General features: G+C 68.7%; 12 protein-coding genes and 2 tRNA genes. 13 read left to right on the forward strand and 1 reads right to left on the reverse strand.

Translation table 11 applies throughout. The annotated features are described in order from the left end of the window. Positions 1–52 precede the first annotated feature (52 nt). The 8 genes from WC326_07090 to WC326_07125 all read left to right on the forward strand — a co-directional run bounded on the left by WC326_07090 (position 53) and on the right by WC326_07125 (position 12,877). Entirely contained in the window at positions 53–1,369 is a 1,317-nt protein-coding gene (locus WC326_07090; protein MFA7330822.1) for a pyridoxal phosphate-dependent aminotransferase, read from the forward strand. Positions 1,370–1,617: 248 nt separating this feature from the next. Further along, positions 1,618–3,366, forward strand: a complete 1,749-nt coding sequence (gene rpsA / locus WC326_07095; GenBank protein MFA7330823.1) for a 30S ribosomal protein S1 — start codon at positions 1,618–1,620, stop codon at positions 3,364–3,366. A 424-nt stretch (positions 3,367–3,790) separates the two neighbouring features. Continuing rightward, the gene (gene mtaB / locus WC326_07100) at positions 3,791–5,212 is read left to right on the forward strand and encodes a tRNA (N(6)-L-threonylcarbamoyladenosine(37)-C(2))-methylthiotransferase MtaB (GenBank protein MFA7330824.1); all 1,422 of its coding nucleotides are present in this window, start codon (positions 3,791–3,793) and stop codon (positions 5,210–5,212) included. Positions 5,213–5,345: 133 nt separating this feature from the next. Continuing rightward, positions 5,346–9,272 carry a T9SS type A sorting domain-containing protein gene (locus WC326_07105; GenBank protein ID MFA7330825.1) on the forward strand — a complete coding sequence of 1,309 codons (3,927 nt, stop codon included), beginning with the start codon at positions 5,346–5,348 and terminating at the stop codon, positions 9,270–9,272. A 2-nt stretch (positions 9,273–9,274) separates the two neighbouring features. Continuing rightward, positions 9,275–9,619: an MGMT family protein gene (locus tag WC326_07110; GenBank protein ID MFA7330826.1), complete on the forward strand. Its 345-nt coding sequence runs from the start codon at positions 9,275–9,277 to the stop codon at positions 9,617–9,619. 337 nt (positions 9,620–9,956) lie between these two features. Then, positions 9,957–11,123 (forward strand): tRNA guanosine(34) transglycosylase Tgt, encoded by a 1,167-nt coding sequence (gene tgt, locus WC326_07115; GenBank protein MFA7330827.1) that lies wholly within the window; start codon positions 9,957–9,959, stop codon positions 11,121–11,123. 52 nt (positions 11,124–11,175) lie between these two features. After that, a complete protein-coding gene (locus WC326_07120) occupies positions 11,176–11,922 on the forward strand; it encodes an electron transfer flavoprotein subunit beta/FixA family protein (GenBank protein ID MFA7330828.1) in 747 nt (248 codons plus the stop codon). Between the two features lie 10 nt (positions 11,923–11,932). Next, positions 11,933–12,877 (forward strand): electron transfer flavoprotein subunit alpha/FixB family protein, encoded by a 945-nt coding sequence (locus WC326_07125; GenBank protein MFA7330829.1) that lies wholly within the window; start codon positions 11,933–11,935, stop codon positions 12,875–12,877. Positions 12,878–13,255: 378 nt separating this feature from the next. Here WC326_07125 and WC326_07130 read toward each other — a convergent pair whose 3' ends face one another. Then, positions 13,256–15,139, reverse strand: a complete 1,884-nt coding sequence (locus WC326_07130) for a (Fe-S)-binding protein (protein ID MFA7330830.1) — start codon at positions 15,137–15,139, stop codon at positions 13,256–13,258. Positions 15,140–15,292: 153 nt separating this feature from the next. On the opposite strand from WC326_07130, the gene WC326_07135 reads away from it, so the two are divergent. The 5 genes from WC326_07135 (at position 15,293) to WC326_07155 (ending at position 19,393) form a co-directional block, all read left to right on the forward strand. Further along, positions 15,293–16,945 (forward strand): carboxyl transferase domain-containing protein, encoded by a 1,653-nt coding sequence (locus tag WC326_07135; GenBank protein ID MFA7330831.1) that lies wholly within the window; start codon positions 15,293–15,295, stop codon positions 16,943–16,945. Between the two features lie 9 nt (positions 16,946–16,954). Continuing rightward, a complete protein-coding gene (locus tag WC326_07140) occupies positions 16,955–17,167 on the forward strand; it encodes a cold shock domain-containing protein (GenBank protein MFA7330832.1) in 213 nt (70 codons plus the stop codon). A gap of 104 nt (positions 17,168–17,271) precedes the next feature. Beyond that, positions 17,272–19,203, forward strand: a complete 1,932-nt coding sequence (lysF, locus tag WC326_07145) for a homoaconitase (GenBank protein MFA7330833.1) — start codon at positions 17,272–17,274, stop codon at positions 19,201–19,203. Between the two features lie 37 nt (positions 19,204–19,240). Next, positions 19,241–19,313 (forward strand) — tRNA-Met (locus WC326_07150). Positions 19,314–19,319: 6 nt separating this feature from the next. Continuing rightward, positions 19,320–19,393 (forward strand) — tRNA-Met (locus WC326_07155). The last annotated feature ends 80 nt before the right edge of the window (positions 19,394–19,473 follow it).

Consider the following 19,473-nt stretch of genomic DNA (forward strand, 5'->3'; position numbering starts at 1 on the left):
GGCTTGGCAGGGCGCGTGTTATCCTCTTCACAGGCAAACCCAGGAGTCTCCCGTGGCCCTTCCCTTGACGCGTGAATCCGTGCTGGAGCAGATCGCCGGTTTGGGCTACCAGCCGGACCGCCTGGCCATCCGCGAACTCAAGCGGCTGGTGGAGCTGCTGGAACCCCTCGCCGGCGAACCCTTCATCCGGATGGAGTTCGGGGTGCCCAACCTGCCCGTGCCCCAGGTGGCCGTGGAAGCGGAGGTCCAGGCCATCCGCGAGCGGGACGCCCAGCGCATCTACCCGCCCTTCGACGGAATTCCCGAACTGAAAGCCGAGTGCCGGCGCTTCGTCAAGAATTTCATGGGTCTGGACGTGCCCCTGGAGGTCTGCATGCCCACCTGCGGGGCCATGCAGGGCGGCTTCGTCAGCCAGTATCTGGGCGTGCGCATGCACGAAGGCCGCGACACCGTGCTCTTCCTCAATCCCGGCTTTCCCGTCAACAAGATGCAGGCCCGCTTCTTCGGGTTGAAGAGCGACTCCATCGACTTCTACGACCACCGGGGCGACGTGTTGGTCAAAGCCGTGGACGAGCGCCTGGCCCGGGGCGACGTGGGCGCCGTGATCTGGTCCAGCCCCAACAACCCGGCCTGGATCAGCCTGACCCAGGACGAGCTGGACGGACTGGCCGAGTGCGGCAACCGCCACGACGTGCTGATGATCGAGGATCAGGCCTACTTCGGGATGGACCTGCGCACGGACGTGTTCCAGCCCGGCGTGCCGCCCTACCAGCCCAGCGTGGCCCGGCGCGGCAAGACCTGGGTCCTGCTGCTCTCCGGCTCCAAGCTTTTCAGCTTCGCCGGCGCCCGGGTGGGCCTGATGGTGCTCAGCCCGGAGCTGGCCACGCGCAGCTTCCCCAATCTGCTGCCCTATTTCGGCACGGAGCGCTTCCTGCACGCCTTCATCCATGGGGGCATCTACTGCAGCACGGCCGGGGTCAGCCACAGCGGGCAATACGCCCTGGCCGCCCTGCTGAAGATGGCCAACGACGGCGACCGCGGCTTCCTGGAGAACATCCGCGAATACTGCGCGCGCGCCGCCTGGCTCAAGGCCTGCTTCCTGCGCCACGGCTTCCAGCTGGTCTACGACAACGACCTGGGCCAGCCCATCGCCGACGGCTTCTATTTCACGGTCTCGCGCCCGGGGCTGACGGGGCCCGAACTGCAACTGGAGCTGCTGCGCCACGGGGTCAGCCTGATCACCCTCGGAATCACGGGCAGCTGCCGGACGGAGGGCCTGCGGGCCTGCGTCAGCTTCACCGACGCCAGCCGCTTCCCGGACATGGAGCGCCGGCTGGCGGCCCTGGCCGCCGAGCAGGAGGCCCGCTGAGTCCCGGGCCCCGCGCCCGCTTCGCCCCTTCGCCCCGAAATAGCTTTGGGTTGAGCCACTCCGACCCAGCCCAACGCGGCGAAATCGCCTGCCGGGCACTCCGGCGGCTGGACGATCCAAGGGACTTTCTTTCTCGCTTCGCTTTTCCCGCCCGCGTTCCAATCGTATACTGTGCGCTTGCCATTTCCGGCATGTCCGGCCGGAGGCGCGACCCAGGGGCGTAAGCAGTCAACCACAAGGAACCCAACATGTCCGACGATTCCCGCAAGATCCCCGACGGTTTTGGCGACGAGGCCATTTTCAGCGACGAGTTCAGCTATTCCACGGAAGAGCGCGACGAGCTGGAGAAGCTCTACGACAAGACCTTCTCGAACAACGAAGAGAACTCCATCACCCGCGGCACGGTGGTCAACATCACCGAGCGCGACGTGGCCGTGGACATCGGCTTCAAGTCCGAAGGCTGGATTCCCATCGACGAGTTCGAGGATCCCTCCAGCGTCAAGATCGGCGACCCGGTGGATGTCTTCATCGAGAAGTTCGAAGGCGTGAACGGCGCCCTGCAGCTCTCCAAGAAGCGCGCCGACGTGGAGCGCACCTGGATCAGCCTGAAGGAGCTGGAGACCGAAGGCGCGGTGATCGAGGGCAAGGTGGTGCGGCGCATCAAGGGCGGCCTGGTGGTGGACCTGATGGGCATCGACGCCTTCCTGCCCGGCAGCCAGATCGACATCCATCCGGTGCGCGATTTCGACAGCCTGATCGGCAAGAAGATGGACTTCCGCATCGTCAAGATTAACGACGTGCGCAAGAACATCGTGGTCAGCCGCAAGGTCCTCATCGAAGAGGATATGCGCGAGATCCGCGACAAGGTCCTGACCGAGCTGGAAGTCGGCCAGATCCGCGAGGGCGTGGTCAAGAACATCACCAACTTCGGCGTCTTCGTGGACCTGGGCGGCGTGGACGGACTGCTGCACATCACGGACCTGAGCTGGGGCCGCGTGAACCATCCCTCCGACGTGGTCAAGCTGGACCAGAAGATCACGGTCAAGGTCCTCAACTTCGACCGCGAGCGGAACCGCATCAGCATCGGCCTGAAGCAGCTGCTCGAGCACCCCTGGAACGACGTGGAAGCCCGCTTCCCCATCAGCACGCGCGTGGCCGGCAAGGTGGTCAGCCTGACCCGCTACGGCGCCTTCGTGGAGTTGGCCGCCGGCGTGGAAGGCCTGATCCACATCAGCGAGATGAGCTGGACCCAGCACGTCAAGCACCCGTCCCAGATCCTCTCCGTGGGCCAGGACGTGGAAGTCATGGTGCTAGAGGTCCGCAAGGACGAGCGCAAGATCAGCCTGGGCTTGAAGCAGACCGAGGCCAACCCCTGGGAAGCCCTGGCCGAGAAGTACGTGGTGGGATCCGTGCACGAAGGTCTCGTGCGCGACCTGGTGCCCTTCGGCGTCTTCGTGGAGCTGGAGCCGGGCATCGAGGGCCTGGTGCACATCAGCGACCTCAGCTGGACGCGCAAGCTGCGCCACCCGGGCGAGATGGTCAAGAAGGACGAGAAGCTGCAGGTGCAGGTGCTCTCCTTCGATCGCGACGAGCGGCGCATCGCCTTGGGCGTCAAGCAGCTGGAGGAGAACCCCTGGGAGTCCTTCGAGCAGCAGTTCGACGTGGGCAGCGAAGTGGAGTGCGAGGTGGCCAAGGTCATCGACAAGGGCGTGGTGGTCACGCTGCCCCACGGCCTGGAAGGTTTCGTGCCCAACAGCAAGCTGCGCCCCATGGAAGTGGACGGCACCAAGGTGGCTCTGAAGGAAGGCGACATGGCCACCTTCAAGGTCATCGAGTACGACCGCGACAACAAGAAGGTCATCCTGGCCACGCCGCGCGTGCAGAGCGAGGAGGCCAAGTCGGTGGCCGAGTACACCAAGAAGCCGGTCCGGGGCGGCGGCGGCGGCGCCATCGCCGACGCGTTCCGCGAAGCCGGCTTCGGCAGCGATCCGGAGTAGTTCCGGTCCTTCGTCCCTGACAGGGCGGCTCGGGAATGCCCGGGCCGCCCTTTTTTCTTGGCCCGCGCCTCGGGAAACAACCACAGAGACACAGGGGCACAGAGGTGAAGTTGGATTTGGCCGGGGTCGGGGGAAGGGTCGTCCGTAAATCTCTTTGAACACGAAGGCTCGAAGTCTCGAAGACGGATGGTGTCACGTGAGGTGAAGGCCTTCAGGCCTGAACCAGAAAATGGGTGAAGTCCGAAGGACGAACCAACTACGTGGTGTCAGGAAGGGACCGCTGCCGCCAGCGGAAGGCCACCGCGAGGTGGCCTGACTCTGGCGGTTGAGAAAAAGCGCCTCTTTGGCTCCACCTTTCTGGCGCAAGCAGAAAGGTGGAAAACAAGGGCTCCCGGGAGACATCGTAGAGAGGCCGAAGATCCAGATGGACAACGAATTCCACGAGAGCATCTCAACCGAGAGCGCAGATCCTGGCAAGGTGGCGGGCCCGGCGCCACGGATTGCCGCGGCTACGCTAGGCTGCAAGCTGAACCACTACGAGACCGAAGCCGTGGTGGGCCAGTTCCAGCGCCTGGGCTGGACGCGCGTGGCGCCCGCCGACGAGGCCGACCTGCTGCTGGTGGACACCTGCACCGTGACCGACCGGGCCGACTCCAAGGCCCGCGCGCTGATCCGCCGGATGATCCACCGCAACCCGGAGGCCGTGGTGGTGGTGATGGGCTGCTACAGCCAGGCCGCGGCGGCCGAGGTGGCGCGCATCCCGGGCGTGGACTACGTGGTGGGCACGCGGGAGAAGCGCGACCTGCCCGCGCTGGTGAACGGGCTGGAGAAACAACCCGAGCCGCTGATCCGCGTGGCGCGCCCCGGCGGCGCCCAGGATCGCGAGCTGCTCACCTTGAGCGGCTTCGAGCATCAGACCCGCGCCTGGCTGAAGATTCAGGACGGCTGCGACGTGTTCTGCAGCTTCTGCATCATTCCCTTCACCCGCGGGCGCAGTCGCAGCATGCGGCCGGAGGACGTGCTGGAACAGGCCCGCCGGCTGCTGGAGGCAGGGTTCCGCGAGCTCGTGCTCACCGGCGTGCACATCGGCGATTTCGGCCGGGACCTGCTACCGGCGCGCAGCCTGACCTGGCTCTGCCAGAACCTGCTGGAGCTGCCCGGCCTGCTGCGCCTGCGGCTGTCCTCCATCGAGCCCTGGGACGTGGACGACGAGCTGCTGCGCGCCATGGCCGCGGATCCGCGCTTCTGCCCCCATCTGCACACGGCCCTCCAGTCCGGCTCGGACGCCGTGCTCAAGGCCATGCAGCGGCGCATCGACCGGCGGGGCCTGGAGGAGCTGTTCGAGCGCATCCAGCGCCACCTGCCGGGCGCCGGCCTGGGCACGGACCTGATCACCGGCTTTCCCGGCGAGACGGAGGCGGACTTCGCCCAGACCCACGAGCTGGTGGCACGTCTGCCGCTGAGCTACCTGCACGTCTTTCCCTACAGCGTGCGCGCCGGCACCCGGGCCGCCGGACTGCCCGACCCCGTGCCCCGGGAGCTGCGCAAGGAGCGCAGCCGCCGGCTGCTGGACCTGGGCCAACGCCTGCAGGCGGCGGCCCACGCCCGGGCGCTGGGGCGGGTGGCGGAAGTGCTGCCCGAGCAGCGCGAACAGGACGGCGCGCTGTTCGGCTACACGGCCGACTACCTGCGGGTGGAGATTCCGCTGCCGGTGGCGGACGGCGCTGAAAGCGGGGCGGGCGACTGGGTCAACCGCCTGCTGCCGGTGGAATTGCTCGAAGATCGCGGCGAATGGCTGCGCGGCCGGGCGCTAGCGTCGCCGTCGGATCTGGCTTCGCTGGCGTGAGTTTTGCATATAACTGACGGATGGTTCGATTCTGGCGGCCCGGTGCGTCCGTGTTCGCCGGATCCCGCCCATCGGGGCGCGATTCCGACCTGAAACACACGTCAATTGACACTTCGTAACGGAAGGCAGACCCATGCGGCTTGGCCACTCCCTTGCACTTCTTGGCCTCAGCCTGAGCGCGCTGACGGCCCGGGCCCAACTGGCCCAGGTGGATCTGCCCCAGGCCCAGGCCCGCCTGCTGGAACAGGATCGCCTGGCGGCCGGCCCGGCCTGGACGGATTTCGCCGCGCAGAGCGGCTGGCGCGTGGCGGACTGGGACCGCTTCCACGCTTATCCCCATCGCGTCCTGGGTCCCGGCCTGGAGTTGCCGGGCGGCCCCATCGCGGACGGCGCGGATCTGGACCGCCGGCTGCGCGCCTTCCTGGAGGCCCATCCGGGCCTGCTGCACGGCGGGCGCGACGCCCAGCTGAAGGACCTGCAGGCCCGGCACGTGGAGCGTCACGGCCAGGTCTGGTACGCCAACTACCAGCAGACCTGGAAGGGCCAGCGCGTGGAGGAGGCCGAACTGGTGTTCCGCGTCTCGCCCGCCGGACGCCTGCTGCTGGCCGGCAGCGACCTGCACGGGCAGATCGAGGTCCGCGAGCCGCGGCTGAGCCGCGAGCAGGCGCTGGCCGCCGCGCGTGGCCTCTCCCGCACGCCCGCCGTGCGCGCGGTGGAGGCGGCGGACTGGGTGGTCCTGCCCCGGCTGGGCGCCAAAGGCTACGAGTACCGCAGCGCCTGGCCGGTGCGCGTGGTCCTGGACGATCCCGAGCAGATCTGGCGGGTCTTTCTGGACGGCGCGAACGGCGACGTGCTCTGGAGCTGGAACGAGGTGCGCCACCTCCAGGTGGAGGGCCAGTTGCAGGGCCTGCTGGAAGAGCAGCAGCCCAGTGACCCGGACAGCCCCCACGCCCTGCCCCACCTGCGCTTCTCCTTCGACGGCCAGGAAGTCTTCGCTGACTCCGAGGGCTACTTCAGCCTGGAGACCAGCGCCACGCCGCCCTGGAACGTCACGGGCGCGCTGGACGGACGCTTTGCCGACGTGCAGCGCCAGGACGGGGCGGACGGCTTCTTCAGCCTGCTGATGGACGCCAGCGGCCAGGTCCTCACCGTGGGGCTGGAGGACGCCCAGGTGGTGGAGCTGGACGCCTATCACCACACCACGCGCGTCCACGACTTCATCACCGACATGGATCCCAGCTTCACGGGGCTGGACGAACCCCTGACCGTGCGCGTGAACATCGCCGAGACCTGCAACGCCTACTGGGACGGCAGCAGCATCAACTTCTTCCAGGAAGGCGGCGGCTGCCCCAACACGGGCCGGGTGGCGGGCGTGGTCTACCACGAATACGGCCACGGGATCAACGATCGCCAGTACCGCCAGGCCGGGGCGCCCTGGGGCATGACCAACGGCGCCATGCACGAAGGCCTCGCGGACGTGACCTCGATCTATCTCCAGGACGAGCACTACGTGGCGCCGGGCTGGAACATCCGCGAACTGGACAACGACCAGCGCTATCCCGAGGACATCCAGGGCGAGGTGCATTACGACGGCGAGATCATCGGCGGCGCCATGTACGACCTGCGCCAGGCCCTGGGCCTGGAGGCCGTCCGCCCGCTGCACCACTTCGCCCGCTGGGGCACGCCCGACGACGCCGACCTGGGCCGGGCCGGCTTCGAGTACTTCCTGGAGCTGCTGGTGGTGGACGACGACGACGAGGATCTGAGCAACCTGACCCCGCACTACCCGGAGATCAACGCCGCCTTCAACCTGCACGGCATCGGCAGCGTCCTGGCCTGGATGAGCACGGACTTCAGCCTGGGCGATCCGCCCCAGACCTGGGCGCCTTCCGAGACCCTGCCCCTGACGGCCACGCTCAGCGCGCCGGCCTTCGTCACCCCGGACGCCGTGGAGCTGCTCTACTGGGTCGGGGAGGAGACACCCCAGAGCCTTCTGCTGGAGCTGCAGGCTGACGGGACCTGGACGGGCGCGCTGCCTGGCCAGCCCTGGAACACGGTGCTCCAGTACTACGCCCGGGTGCAGAACTCCGCCGGGGTGGAGATCACCAGCCCGGTGGGCGCGCCGGAGCAGGTCTTCCGCACGCGCTTCGTCTGGAACGCGGGCTTGACGGAGAGTTTCGAGTTCGCCCCCGGCGGGGAGACCCTGAACGAGGTCTGGCAGTGGGGCGAGCCCCAGGACGGACCCGGCGCGGCCTTCGACGGCGCGCTCTGCTGGGGCACCAACCTGACGGGCAACTATCCCGACATGAACCTCTCGCGCTTGGTGCTGGCCGAGCAGCAGGTGGACGACGAGGACCAGGTCATCGTGCGCTTCCGGCACTGGCTGAGCGTGGAGGAGGGCTGGGACGGCGTCAATGTGGAATATGCCTTGAACGGCAGCGCGACCTACAATCTGCTGACCCCGCTCAGCGGCTACGACTTTAACACGCCGGACAACAACGTCCTGCCCTTCACGCCGGCCCTGACCGGCGCCAGCGCGGGCTGGGAGAGTCTGGTCTTCGACCTGACCGAGCTGACGGCCCCGGGCGACCGGGTGCGGCTGCGGCTCAACCTGTTCAGTGACACCTCGGTGACCGAGGCGGGCTGGTACGTGGACCTGCTGGAGTACCTGGGCTTCGCCGCCCCGTCCCAGATCGAGCACGAGGCGCTGGGGGACAGCGAGGACGGCGCCCAGACTGGCTTCCCGGTGGAGGCCCGCGTCAACACGCCCGCCGCGCTCAGTCGCTTCGACCTGCTTTATCGCGTGGACGGCGGCGCACTCCAGACCCTGCCCATGCAGGCGGGCGACGACGGACACGTGGCCGTGATCCCCGGTCCCTTCTGGGAGCAGACCATCGAATACCGGCTGGAGGCCCAGGGCGAGGGCGGCTTCGTGGCCTATCTGCCCGCCAATCCGGCGGAATGGTTTCAGTTCCGCGTGGGCGCGGACCAGACTCCGCCGGCCGTGAGCTTCCTGCAGGCGCCCACCGACGCCGCGGGCTGGACGGCGCTCTGGACCGTGGACGTGGCGGCGGAGGACAACCTGGACCTGCCGCTGGCGCGGGTCTGGCTGGAGTGGCGTGCGCCCGGCGGCCAGTGGGCCGAGCTGGCGGACCTGCAAGAGGAGGGCCCGGGGCGCTTCAGCGGCCACGTGGACTTCAGTCCTGGCCAACAACTGCCGGTGGTGGAACTGCGCGCCCTGGCGCGGGACGCCTCCACCCAGCAGTGGGAAGCCGCCACCGCCGAGCTGGCGCTCAGCCTGGGCTCCGAGCAGAGCATCGCGACCTTTGAGCAGCCCCTGCTGCCGGACTGGAGCATGGAAGGGGTCTTCACGGCCCAGACCACGCGCGTGCACAGCGGCGACTACGCCCTGGGCAGCGGCGAGGACGGCTTCTACGAACCGGGCAGCACGGGCCGGGCCACCTGGACGGGCAGCCTGGACCTGCGGCAGGTGACGGATCCCGCCCTGGTGCTGTGGGAGACCTGGTTCCTGGAGAACGGCGACGACGAGGCCTGGATCGAGGTCTCCCCGGACGGCGGCGAGGAGTGGAGCCTGCTGGCCACGCGCACCAACGGCCGCGGCTGGCTGGAGACCCGCCTCTCCCTGGCGCCCTGGGTGGGTGTGGCGGACCTGAAGCTGCGCATCGGTTTCCAGGCCGACGGCGACAGCGACGGCCTGCACATCGGCTACTTCGCCGACGACATCCGGCTGGTGAACCAGTCGGGCGTCGCCGTGGCCGAGCCGGCCCCGCTGACCCGCAGCTTCCAGTTGGGCGAGCCCTGGCCCAATCCCTTCAATCCGGTCAGCCACGTGGAAGTGCACAACCCAAACGGGCTGCCCCTGACCCTGACCCTGCACAACCTGCTGGGCCAGGAAGTGGCGCGCCTGCACGACGGACCGTTGCCCGCGGGCACGCGGCAATTCCGCGTGGACGGCGCCGGGCTGGCCAGCGGCCTCTACCTGCTGACCGCCCGGCAGGGGGACCAACAGGACGTGCGGCGCCTGCTGCTGGTGCGCTGAGCATGGAACGCCTGGCCGTGCTGGAACGCATGAGCGCCATTTTGGCCGCCATTCCGCCCGGCCGGGTGTTGTCGTACGGCCAGCTGGCCGAATTGGCGGGCGCGCCCGGCCAGGCCCGGCTGGCGGCCTGGCTCTGCCGGCACCTGCCGGACCCGGCGATGCCCTGGCACCGCGTGCTCTCCGCCGACGGCCGCTCGCGAATTCCCGAGGGTCCGGCCCGGCGCGAGCAGTTCGAGCGGCTCTGGCTGGAGGACGTGCCGTTCCGGGCGGGCGAGCAGGTGGACATGGCGCTGGCCTGCTGGCGGCCCGACGAGCAGCACGAGGATCCCCTGCTCGCCGGAACTTGAACAAGGGCGCCGGATTTCAGGCAATGGAAATCCGGGCGATTTTCTGATTGGATTGCTGGACAAGGCCTTGGGCCTGCTTTGACATTGGCACGATTGCTGCTGAGCAAGCCTTCGGCACTTGTCGTGACCCTGTTCATCGGTTCCTGAATGTGGGGATACAAGCGGGAACGGATGAAGGACAGGTGCCGACTGGATCTGCCCCGCTACGGCAGAGCCCTTTCGGTTTGCCCTAAGGGCGTGGAAGCACGCCCGCCCAGGAGAAGGCGCCCGCCCGATTCGTCGGGCGGGCACTTTTTTTATCCGTCCGTGCCCCATCCCAACCCCAATCCGGAGCCTCATGGAACTGGCCCGCATCTTTGAGCTGGAAGCCCGGGACGGCCGCGCCCGGGCCGGCCGCCTGATCCTGCCCCACGGCGAGGTGCCCACCCCCGTCTTCATGCCCGTGGGCACCCGGGCCAGCGTGAAGACCCTGGACTGCCGCGACCTGCGGGAGCTGGAGATCAGCATGCTGCTGGGCAACAGCTACCACCTCTACCTGCGGCCGGGCATCGAGCTGCTGACCCGGGCCGGCGGCCTGCACGCCTTCATGCGCTGGCCGGGCCCGATCCTGACGGATTCCGGGGGCTTCCAGGTTTTCAGCCTGGGGGATTTGCGCAAGCTGCGCGAGGAGGGCGCGGATTTCCGCAGCCACCTGGACGGCAGCCGGCACCTGTTCACGCCGGAGTCGGTGGTGGAGATCCAGCGCGGGCTGGGCTCGGACGTGATGATGCAACTGGACGAGTGCCCGCCCGGCACCTGCAGCGAGGAATACGCGGCGGCCAGCCTGGAGCGCAGCGCGCGCTGGGCGGTCCGGGCCCGCCGGGCCTGGGAGGAGAGCCGGCCCCTGCACGGCCATCCCCAGGCCCTGTTTCCCATCGTCCAGGGCGGCGTGTACGACGGCCAGCGCCGGCGCTCCATGGACCTGCTGCTGCAGCAGGACTGGCCGGGCGTGGCCATCGGCGGTCTGAGCGTGGGGGAGGGCAAGCCGGACATGCGGCGGATCACCGAGCTCTGCGGCCGCGAGCTGCCGGCCGGGCTGCCGCGCTACCTGATGGGCGTGGGCACGCCGGAGGACATCCTGGAGAGCGTGGCCCTGGGGATCGACATGTTCGACTGCGTGCTGCCCACGCGCAACGCGCGCAAGGGCACCCTGTTCACCAGCCTGGGCCGCTATTCCGCGCGCTCGGCGCGGCACAGCGAGTCCTTCGACCAGCCCGTCGATCCGGCCTGCGACTGTTTCACCTGCCGGCACTACGACCGCGCCCACCTGCGGCACCTCTTCCACGTGGAGGAGTTCAGCGCCATGCGCTTGGGCACCCTGCACAACCTGCGCTACTTTCTGCGACTGATGCAGGGGGCGCGGCAGGCCATCCAGGCGGGACGCTACGCGGCCTACGTGGAGCAGACGCTGGCGCCGTACCGCCGGCCCGCTGCGGACGGGACAGAGCGGGCGGCCACGTCCTGAGCTTGATACATTGCATCCACAACGACGGAAACCGGAAAGGCAGGGAGGCTGCATGCGCATTGTTGTGTGCCTGAAACGGGTGCCGGACACGGAGAGCGTGATCCGCCTGACCCCGGACGGGACGACCATCGAACGCGGGGATCTGAACTACATCATCAACCCCTACGACGAATATGCCCTGGAGGCTGCCCTGCAGCTGAAAGAGGCGGAGGGCGGCGAGGTCGTGCTGCTCTGCGCCGGCGAGGCGGAGGCGGACAGCACCCTGCGCAAGGGCCTGGCGATGGGGGCCGACGAGGCCGTCCTGCTGCAGGTGCCGCAGGATCTGCGCGACCCCTGGAGCACGGCCCGCCTGCTGGCGGACTGGCTGCGCGCCCACCCGGCGGATCTGATCCTGGCGGGCAAGCAGGGCGTGGACTACGACCACGGCGCGGTGCCCGGCATGCTGGCTGAGCTGCTCGGGCTGCCCTCAGCCACGGCCATCTGCGCGCTGGAACGTGTGGCGGACGGCGTGCGCGTGGAGCGCGAGGTGGAGGCCGGGCGCGAGCGCATCCGCCTGCCGCTGCCCTGCGTGCTTAGCGCCGACAAGGGCTTGAACGAGCCGCGCTACGCCAGCCTCAAGGGCATCATGCTGGCCAAGAAGAAGCCCCTCGAGGTGCTGGAGAGCCAGGCCGCGCCCGAGGCGGAGGCGGGACGCGTGGCCCTGCCCCCGGCCCGGCCGGCGGGACGCGTGATCGGCGAAGGTGCGCAGGCGGCGGGGGAACTCCTGCGGCTGCTCAAGGAAGAAGCCCGGGTGCTGTAGGAGAATGAGCATGAACATCGTCTGTCTGATCGAACAAACGGGCGGCCTGGAGCGCGGCAGCGCGCGCGAGGCCCTGGGTTTGGCGCGCCGCCTGGCGGACGCCGCGGGCGGGCAGGTCACGGGCCTGGTCCTGGGCAGCCTGCGCGACCCGGCGGCCCTGGGCGGCTGGGGCGCCCATCGCGTGGTGGAACTGCCGGCCCTGGACGGCCCGGGCTCCAGCGACGCCTGGTCCGCCGGTCTGGCCGAGGCCCTGGGCCCGCTGGCCCCCGACCTGATCCTGCTCTCCGCCAGCGCCAGCGGACGCGAACTGGGTCCGCGGCTGGCCGCCCGGCTGGGCACGGGACTGGTGGCGGAATGCACGGAGCTGGCCTGGCAGGACGGGCAGTGGCTGGCCACCCGGCCGATCTTTGCGGGCAAGGTGCTGGTGACGGCGCCGGTCGCCGGAAAGCCAGCCTTGGTGTCTCTGCGGGCCAAGGTCTTCGCCGTGCAGGAAGGCGGCCCGGCCGCCCACGTGGAGCAGGCGACCCTGGCCGCGCGGGAGATGCAGGCCGTGGTGGAGGAGATCCTGGCCGCGGCCGGCGGCAAGCTGGACTTGAGCGAGGCGGACATCATCGTCAGCGGCGGGCGCGGCGTGGGCGGGCCGGAGGGCTTCGCGCCGCTGGAGGAGCTGGCCGCCAAACTGGGCGCCGCGGTGGGCGCCTCCCGGGCGGCCGTGGATGCCGGCTGGCGTCCGCACAGCCAGCAGGTGGGTCAGACGGGCAAGGTGGTCAACCCCACCCTCTACATCGCCTGCGGCATCTCGGGGGCCATCCAGCACCTGGCCGGGATGAAGAACTCGCGCTACATCGTGGCCATCAACAAGGACCCCGAGGCGCCGATCTTCAAGCTGGCCGACTACGGCATCGTGGGGGATCTGTTCGAGGTGGTGCCGGCCCTGAGCCGCGCGCTGGCCTGATTCCACTCCGCAGCCGCCTGCACACAAAAAAGGGGCCCCGGTTGGGGCCCCTTCCCCGTTGACGGGGCTTGTCAACGGTTGTCGCGTCACACACAGCTATACAGAGAGGGTTGGGTAGGCAGATTGCCGGTGCCCGAAGTCAAGGACTTCTTGCCCCGACCCTGTGCTTTTCAGCAACAAACGTGCCACCTCAAACCCACTGCTCCGATAAAAGTTCCAAAGTCGAACCGCTTGCCGAACATGGCCTTTCCATTCAACCCTGCGGACACCCTGAGGCGGGCGGCCGCCGGCATGCCCCAAACTGGGGCAAGTCAGCCAGACTTGGTTAACTCCACAAGGAGAGTGGAAAGCCCGGCTTACACGAAATCGTCCGGAAAGCTAATTCACTGGCTTTAGCGCCCGGGCCACCACCTGGGCCACGTCCAGCACGGGCATCTCCGGGTGCCCTTTGTCCGTCAATCCATCGCGCAGCATGGTGCTGCAGAAGGGGCAGGCCACGCAGACGGCCTGGGCGCCGGTGCGCAGCAGCTCCTCCGTCCGGGCGTGGTTCACGCGCGTGCCCTCCGTCTCCTCAAGGAAGAGCTGGGCGCCCCCCGCCCCGCAGCAGAAGCTGCGCCGACCGTGCCGCTCCGCCTCGCTGAGCTGGCCGCCGGCGGCGCGCAGGACCTCCCGGGGCGCGTCCACGGCGCTGTCATCCTGATAGCGGGACAGATAGCAGGGGTCGTGGTAGACCAGCCGGCCCTCCAGTTCCTGGCGGGCGGCGGGATCGAGCTTCAGGCGGCCCTGTTCGAGCAGCTGGCGGATGAACTGCGTGTGGTGCAGGACGGGCAGATCCTTCAGGCGCATCTCCTCGGCCAGCCCGCGGTATTCGCCCAGGGTCTTGACGCAGTGCGGGCAGGTGGAGACGATTAGGTCCGGGTTGGCGGCGTTGAGCTTCTCCGTGTTCTCCATGGCCAGCTGCTGGAAGAGGAACTCGTTGCCCGCGCGCCGGGCCGCGTCCCCCGTGCACTTTTCGTCCCGCAGGACGCCGAAGTCCACGCCCGCGGCCTGCATCACCGCCACGAAATCCAGCGCCACCTTGCGGTAGGCCTCGTCGTAGCGGGCCATGCAGCCCATCCAATAGAGGACCTTCTGCGAGCCGTCGTGGACGGGAATGCCCTGGGATTCGATGAAGGCCACGCCGTCCCGGGCGGCGTGCCGCCAGGGGTTGCCGCTGCGCTCCAGGTTGTCGAACAGCGTGCGCAGGGTGTCCGGGAACTCGCCCTCGCTGGTCAGGCCGCGCCGGAATTCCAGGATGCTCAGCGGCTGGTCGTTGCCCGTCGGGCACTGTTCGGCGCAGGCGCCGCAGGTCGTGCACTGCCAGAGCCAGTCCACGGGCAGCTGCGCGGGCAGGGCCGGCTGCTCGGGGTTGTCCAGAAAGCCCGCGCGCATGCGCAGCACCAGCTCCTTGGGGTCCAGGGCCTTGCCCGTCAGGGCCGCCGGGCAGTGCTCCAGGCAGCGGCCGCACTCCACGCAGGCGAAGACGGCCAGGGCGTTGTTCTGCTCCAAGTCCGCCAGCCGCGTGACGCCCATTTCCTCCTTCTCGAAGTCCAGGGGCTTCAGTTCCCCGGGTCGCTCGTTGCGGAAGTAGACGGCCACGGGCCCCAGCACCAGGTGCAGGTGTTTGGAGCGCGGGATGAGGGCCAGGAAGGCCAATAGCACCAAGGTGTGGAGCATCCAGTTGGCCTCCGCCGCGGCGCTGCCCTCTGTCACCCAGCCGTAATGCTTGGCCAGATAGGTCAGCATCAGGGTCAGGATGAAGACGGCCACCAGACCGCTGGAACCCGAGAGCTTTGAGCCCAACTCCTTGGGACGCAGCACGAAGCGGCGGAAGGCCAGGTAGACGATGCCCGCCGCGGCGGCCCAGGCGAACAGGGCCACGAAACCCTGGAACAGGTCGTGGAACAGGCCGGCGGCGGGCAGGAAGCCGCCCGGCAGCCAGATGTGGCTCAGGTGGTCGACGGTTTCCAGGCCGAAAGCCAGGAAGGCCCAAACCAGCAGGGCGTGGGCCAGACCGGGCAGGGGCCGGTGCCGGATGATCCGGGTCTGGAAGAGGACTTCCCGCACCACGCGCAGCCAGCGCCGCTCGGGCAGATCGTGGGGCAAGGGGCCCTTGGCCTTGCGCGCGGCCGCCAGCCGGCGGGACAACTCGACCCAGAAGAGCCGGCCGGAGAGCAGGGTCAACGCGCTGAACAGCAATCCTTTTGCCAACCAGTAGCCCATGGTTCGGCCCTTTCTCTGGAATCTGCCGGCGGTGATTTGTCGCAGGCGGCGGCCCGCCCGGAACGCATGAGTGACGTTAAATGGTTAATATCATGAAACTGTTTCGGCGCGAGCAAGCTGGAGCTGAGTGGAATCCAAGCCAGGTGAGGATCCATGAACCGGTTGGGCAATCCCTTGGTGGAAAACGAGGTCGCCGGCGCCCAGCGCGCCGCCTACCTCAAGCTGCTGGAAGAGAGCGAGACCCACGCGGCCAAGATCCGCCTGGGCGGCGGCGGGGCGGCCCTGGCCCGTCAGCACGACAAGGGCAAGTTGTCGGCCCGGGAACGGGTTGATCTGCTGGTGGATCCGGGCACCTTTTTCGAGTTGGGCCTGCGGGCCGGCGACCAGCTCTATCCGCATCACGGCGCGGTGCCGGCGGCGGGGACGGTGATGGGCATCGGCCGGATCGCCGGACGCCTGTGCATGGTCCTGGCCAACGACGCCACGGTGAAGGCCGGCGCCTGGTTTCCCATCACGGCCAAGAAGAACCTGCGCGCCCAGGAGATCTGCCTGGAGAACCGTCTGCCCATCGTCTACCTGGTGGATTCCGCCGGCGTGTATCTGCCCCTGCAGGACGAGATCTTCCCCGACCGCGAGCACTTCGGCCGGATGTTCCGCAACAACGCCGTGCTGAGTTCGCTGGGCGTGCCCCAGGTGGCGGCCATCATGGGACCCTGCGTGGCCGGGGGCGCCTACCTGCCCATCATGAGCGACGAGGCGCTGATCGTGGACGGCACGGGCAGTGTGTTCCTGGCCGGCTCCCACCTGGTCAAGGCGGCCATCGGCGAGGTGATCGACAACGAAAAGTTGGGCGGCGCCAGCATGCACTGTTCGGTGAGCGGCGTCACCGACTACAAGGCCAAGGACGATCCCGACTGCCTGCAGCGAATCCGCGAGACCATCGGCCTTTGGCCCCAGCCGCCGGCCGGTCCCTTCGAGCGGACGCAGCCCCGCCCGCCGCTCTACCCGGCCGACGACCTGCTGGCCCTCCTGCCCCAGGATCTGGCCCGGCCCTACGACATGCGCGAGGTGCTGGCCCGGCTGGTGGACGGCAGCGAGTGGCTGGAATACAAGCCGGACTACGGGCGCACGCTGCTCTGCGGCACGGCCCGGATCGAGGGCTGGACCGTGGGCCTGGTGGCCAACCAGCGCCAGATGGTGAAGAGCGGGCGCGGCGAGCTGCAGGTGGGCGGAGTGATCTACTCGGACAGCGCCGACAAGGCCGCGCGCTTCATCCTCAACTGCAATCAGCGCCACATCCCGCTGGTCTTCCTGCAGGACGTGACCGGCTTCATGGTGGGCAGCCAGGCCGAGCAGGGCGGGATCATCAAGGACGGGGCCAAGCTGGTGAGCGCCGTGGCCACTTCCACGGTGCCCAAGCTGACCTTCATCGTGGGCAACAGCTTCGGCGCCGGCAACTACGCGCTCTGCGGCAAGGCCTACGATCCGCGCTTCATCTACGCGCTGCCCAGCGCCAAGATCGCCGTGATGGGCGGGGCCCAGGCCTCGCGCGTGCTGCTGGACATCAAACTGGGCCAGGCCAAGCACCGGGGTGTGGAACTGGGGGCCGAGGAGCAGGCCCAGGCGCTGGAGGAGATCCGCTCCAAGTACGAGCGGGAGATGGATCCGCGCTACGCCGCGGCCCGGCTCTGGGTGGACGAGATCCTCGATCCGCGCCAGATCCGGCGCGCCGTGGACCTCGGTCTTGAAGTGGCGAGCCACAATCCGCACATTCCGCGCTTTCATCCCGGGGTGATCCAAACGTGAGGGGGAAGGATGCTGGGAACCGTCCGCTTCTTTGATGAAAAGCACGGCTACGGCTTCATCACCTGCCTGGGGATCGAACAGGATATCTTCGTCCACTATTCGCAGATCAAGGTCAAGGGCCGCAAGGTCCTGCGACCCGGCCAGGAAGTGAGCTTCATCTTGGTGGAAGGGGAGAAGGGGCCGTCCGCTGAGGCCGTGCGGCCCCAGGGAGACCCCGCCTGAAACGTCGACTCGCCTGCACGAGGCCGGACGGCAGTCCCACCGGCCACTGTATCCGCTGCGTGCCTGCGGGCTCCTGCGGCTGGTCCAAACTCGAGGAGGGCCACATGCCCCAGAACCTGGTGGAGAAACTGACCCAGCGCCACGCCGTGGACCTGGAACCCGGCCAGTTGGTGCAGTCCGGCGACCTGCTGAGCATCCGCCCGGCCCACGTCATGACCCACGACAACACAGGCGCCGTGATTCCCAAGTTCCGCTCCATCGGGGCCCGCCGGTTGGCGGATCCGACCCAGCCGGTCTTCGCCCTGGACCACAACGTCCAGGACCGCAGCGAGGCCAATCTGGCCAAGTACGCGCGCATCGAAGCCTTTGCCCGGGAGATGGGCGTGCCCTTCTTCCCCGCCGGCCGGGGCATCGGACACCAGATCATGGTGGAGGAGGGCTTCGCCTGGCCGGGCACGCTGATGGTGGCCAGCGACAGCCACTCCAACATGTACGGCGGCGTGGGCTGCCTGGGCACGCCCGTGGTGCGCACGGACGCCGCGGCCATCTGGGCCACGGGCCGCACCTGGTGGCAGGTGCCGCCGGTGGCCCGCGTGACCCTGAGCGGCGCGCTGCGGCCGGGCGTGACGGGCAAGGACCTGATCCTCACCCTCTGCGGCGGCTTCAACCAAGACGAGGTGCTGAACCACGCTGTGGAATTCAGCGGCCCGGGCGTGGCCGCGCTGAGCATCGACGACCGGCTGGCCGTGGCCAACATGACCACCGAGTGGGGCGCCCTGGTGGGGCTGTTCCCGATCGACGAGCGGCTGCTGGAGTGGCTGGAGGCCCGGGTGGCCGCCCGCCCGGACCATCCCCGCCTGCGCCCGGAGCGGCTGGCCGAGTTGCGCGCCCAGCCGCCCGCGGCGGATCCCGGGGCTTCGTACGCACTGGAATTGGACGTGGAGCTGGAGAGCATCCGGCCCTGGGTGGCCGGCCCCAACTCGGTCAAGCGCGCGCGGCCGGTGGCCGCCCTGGACACCGAGCGCATCGCCGTGCAGAAGGCCTATCTGGTGTCCTGCGTGAACAGCCGCAGCTCGGATCTGGCCCAGGCGGCAGACGTGCTGCGCGGGCGGCAGGTGGCGCCGGGGGTGGAGTTCTACGTCTCGGCGGCGTCCTCCGAGGTGCAGGCCGCGGCGGAGGCGGAGGGCAGCTGGGAGATCCTGCTCCAGGCCGGGGCACGCCCCTTGCCGCCGGGCTGCGGGCCCTGCATCGGGCTGGGCACGGGCCTGCTGGAGGAGGGGGAGACGGGAATCTCCGCCACCAACCGCAACTTCAAGGGCCGGATGGGCCACGCCGACTCGCTGGCCTACCTGGCTTCGCCGGCGGTGGTGGCCGCCTCGGCGGCGGCCGGCTACATCACCGGTCCGCTGCCACTGTCGGACGGCGTCCCAAGCTTGCGGCTGGAGCGCCCGCTCTTCGTGCGGCCTGCCAGCACGGCCGTGCGCGTCATTGAAGGCTTCCCCGCCGTCCTGGAGGGCGAACTGGTCTTCTGCGACGTGGACAACCTGAACACAGACGGGATCTACGCCGGCAAGTGGACCTACCAGGACGAGATGGGTCCGGCCGACCAGGCCGCAGTGGTGATGGAAAACTACGATCCGGCCTTCCGCCAGCTGGCCCGGCGTGGCGACTTGCTGGTGGGCGGCTTCAATTTCGGCACCGGCTCCAGCCGGGAACAGGCGGCCACGGCTCTCAAGCACTTCGGCATCCAGCTGGTGCTGGCGGGCAGTTTCAGCGAGACCTACAAGCGCAATGCGCTTAACAATGGCTTCCTGGCCTTGGAGGCTCCCGAGTTGGTGGCCGCGCTGCGCGAGGCCTTCCCGGGCAAGGGGGAGGCCACCCGGCGGACGGGCTGGGCGGCCCGGCTGGACGTGCGCGAGAGCGTGCTGCTGGCCCAGGGGCGACGCTTCCCGCTCTTCCCGGTGGGCACGGCGGCGCAGGAGCTGATCTTGGCCGGCGGGCTGGAGGCTTGGGTGCTTTCTCGCTTGCAGGCTTGACATGCGCAGCTTGCGCGACTATATTGCGTGTCCTCATTGCGGGGTGGAGCAGTTGGCAGCTCGTTGGGCTCATAACCCAAAGGTCACAGGTTCGAATCCTGTCCCCGCTATCACGTGGCAGTGTAGCTCAGTCGGTTAGAGCAGCGGAATCATAATCCGCGTGTCCGGGGTTCGAGTCCCTGCACTGCTATTGCACCTGTCATGTGAGCAAGCAGTGTGTGTTCCATCCCTCAACACTTGATCCAATCACCCAGCGGCTGTCCAAGGCAC

It is taken from the genome of Candidatus Delongbacteria bacterium (assembly GCA_041675285.1).
Lineage (GTDB): Bacteria > CAIWAD01 > CAIWAD01 > CAIWAD01 > CAIWAD01 > CAIWAD01.

Bases quoted from the DNA above. Each gene is read 5' to 3' on its own strand.
- rpsA (MFA7330823.1), top strand. From the start codon at position 1,618: ATGTCCGACGATTCCCGCAAGATCCCCGACGGTTTTGGCGACGAGGCC.
- mtaB (MFA7330824.1), top strand. From the start codon at position 3,791: ATGGACAACGAATTCCACGAGAGCATCTCAACCGAGAGCGCAGATCCT.
- WC326_07105 (MFA7330825.1), top strand. From the start codon at position 5,346: ATGCGGCTTGGCCACTCCCTTGCACTTCTTGGCCTCAGCCTGAGCGCG.
- WC326_07110 (MFA7330826.1), top strand. From the start codon at position 9,275: ATGGAACGCCTGGCCGTGCTGGAACGCATGAGCGCCATTTTGGCCGCC.
- tgt (MFA7330827.1), top strand. From the start codon at position 9,957: ATGGAACTGGCCCGCATCTTTGAGCTGGAAGCCCGGGACGGCCGCGCC.
- WC326_07120 (MFA7330828.1), top strand. From the start codon at position 11,176: ATGCGCATTGTTGTGTGCCTGAAACGGGTGCCGGACACGGAGAGCGTG.
- WC326_07125 (MFA7330829.1), top strand. From the start codon at position 11,933: ATGAACATCGTCTGTCTGATCGAACAAACGGGCGGCCTGGAGCGCGGC.
- WC326_07130 (MFA7330830.1), bottom strand. From the start codon at position 15,139: ATGGGCTACTGGTTGGCAAAAGGATTGCTGTTCAGCGCGTTGACCCTG.
- WC326_07135 (MFA7330831.1), top strand. From the start codon at position 15,293: ATGAACCGGTTGGGCAATCCCTTGGTGGAAAACGAGGTCGCCGGCGCC.
- WC326_07140 (MFA7330832.1), top strand. From the start codon at position 16,955: ATGCTGGGAACCGTCCGCTTCTTTGATGAAAAGCACGGCTACGGCTTC.
- lysF (MFA7330833.1), top strand. From the start codon at position 17,272: ATGCCCCAGAACCTGGTGGAGAAACTGACCCAGCGCCACGCCGTGGAC.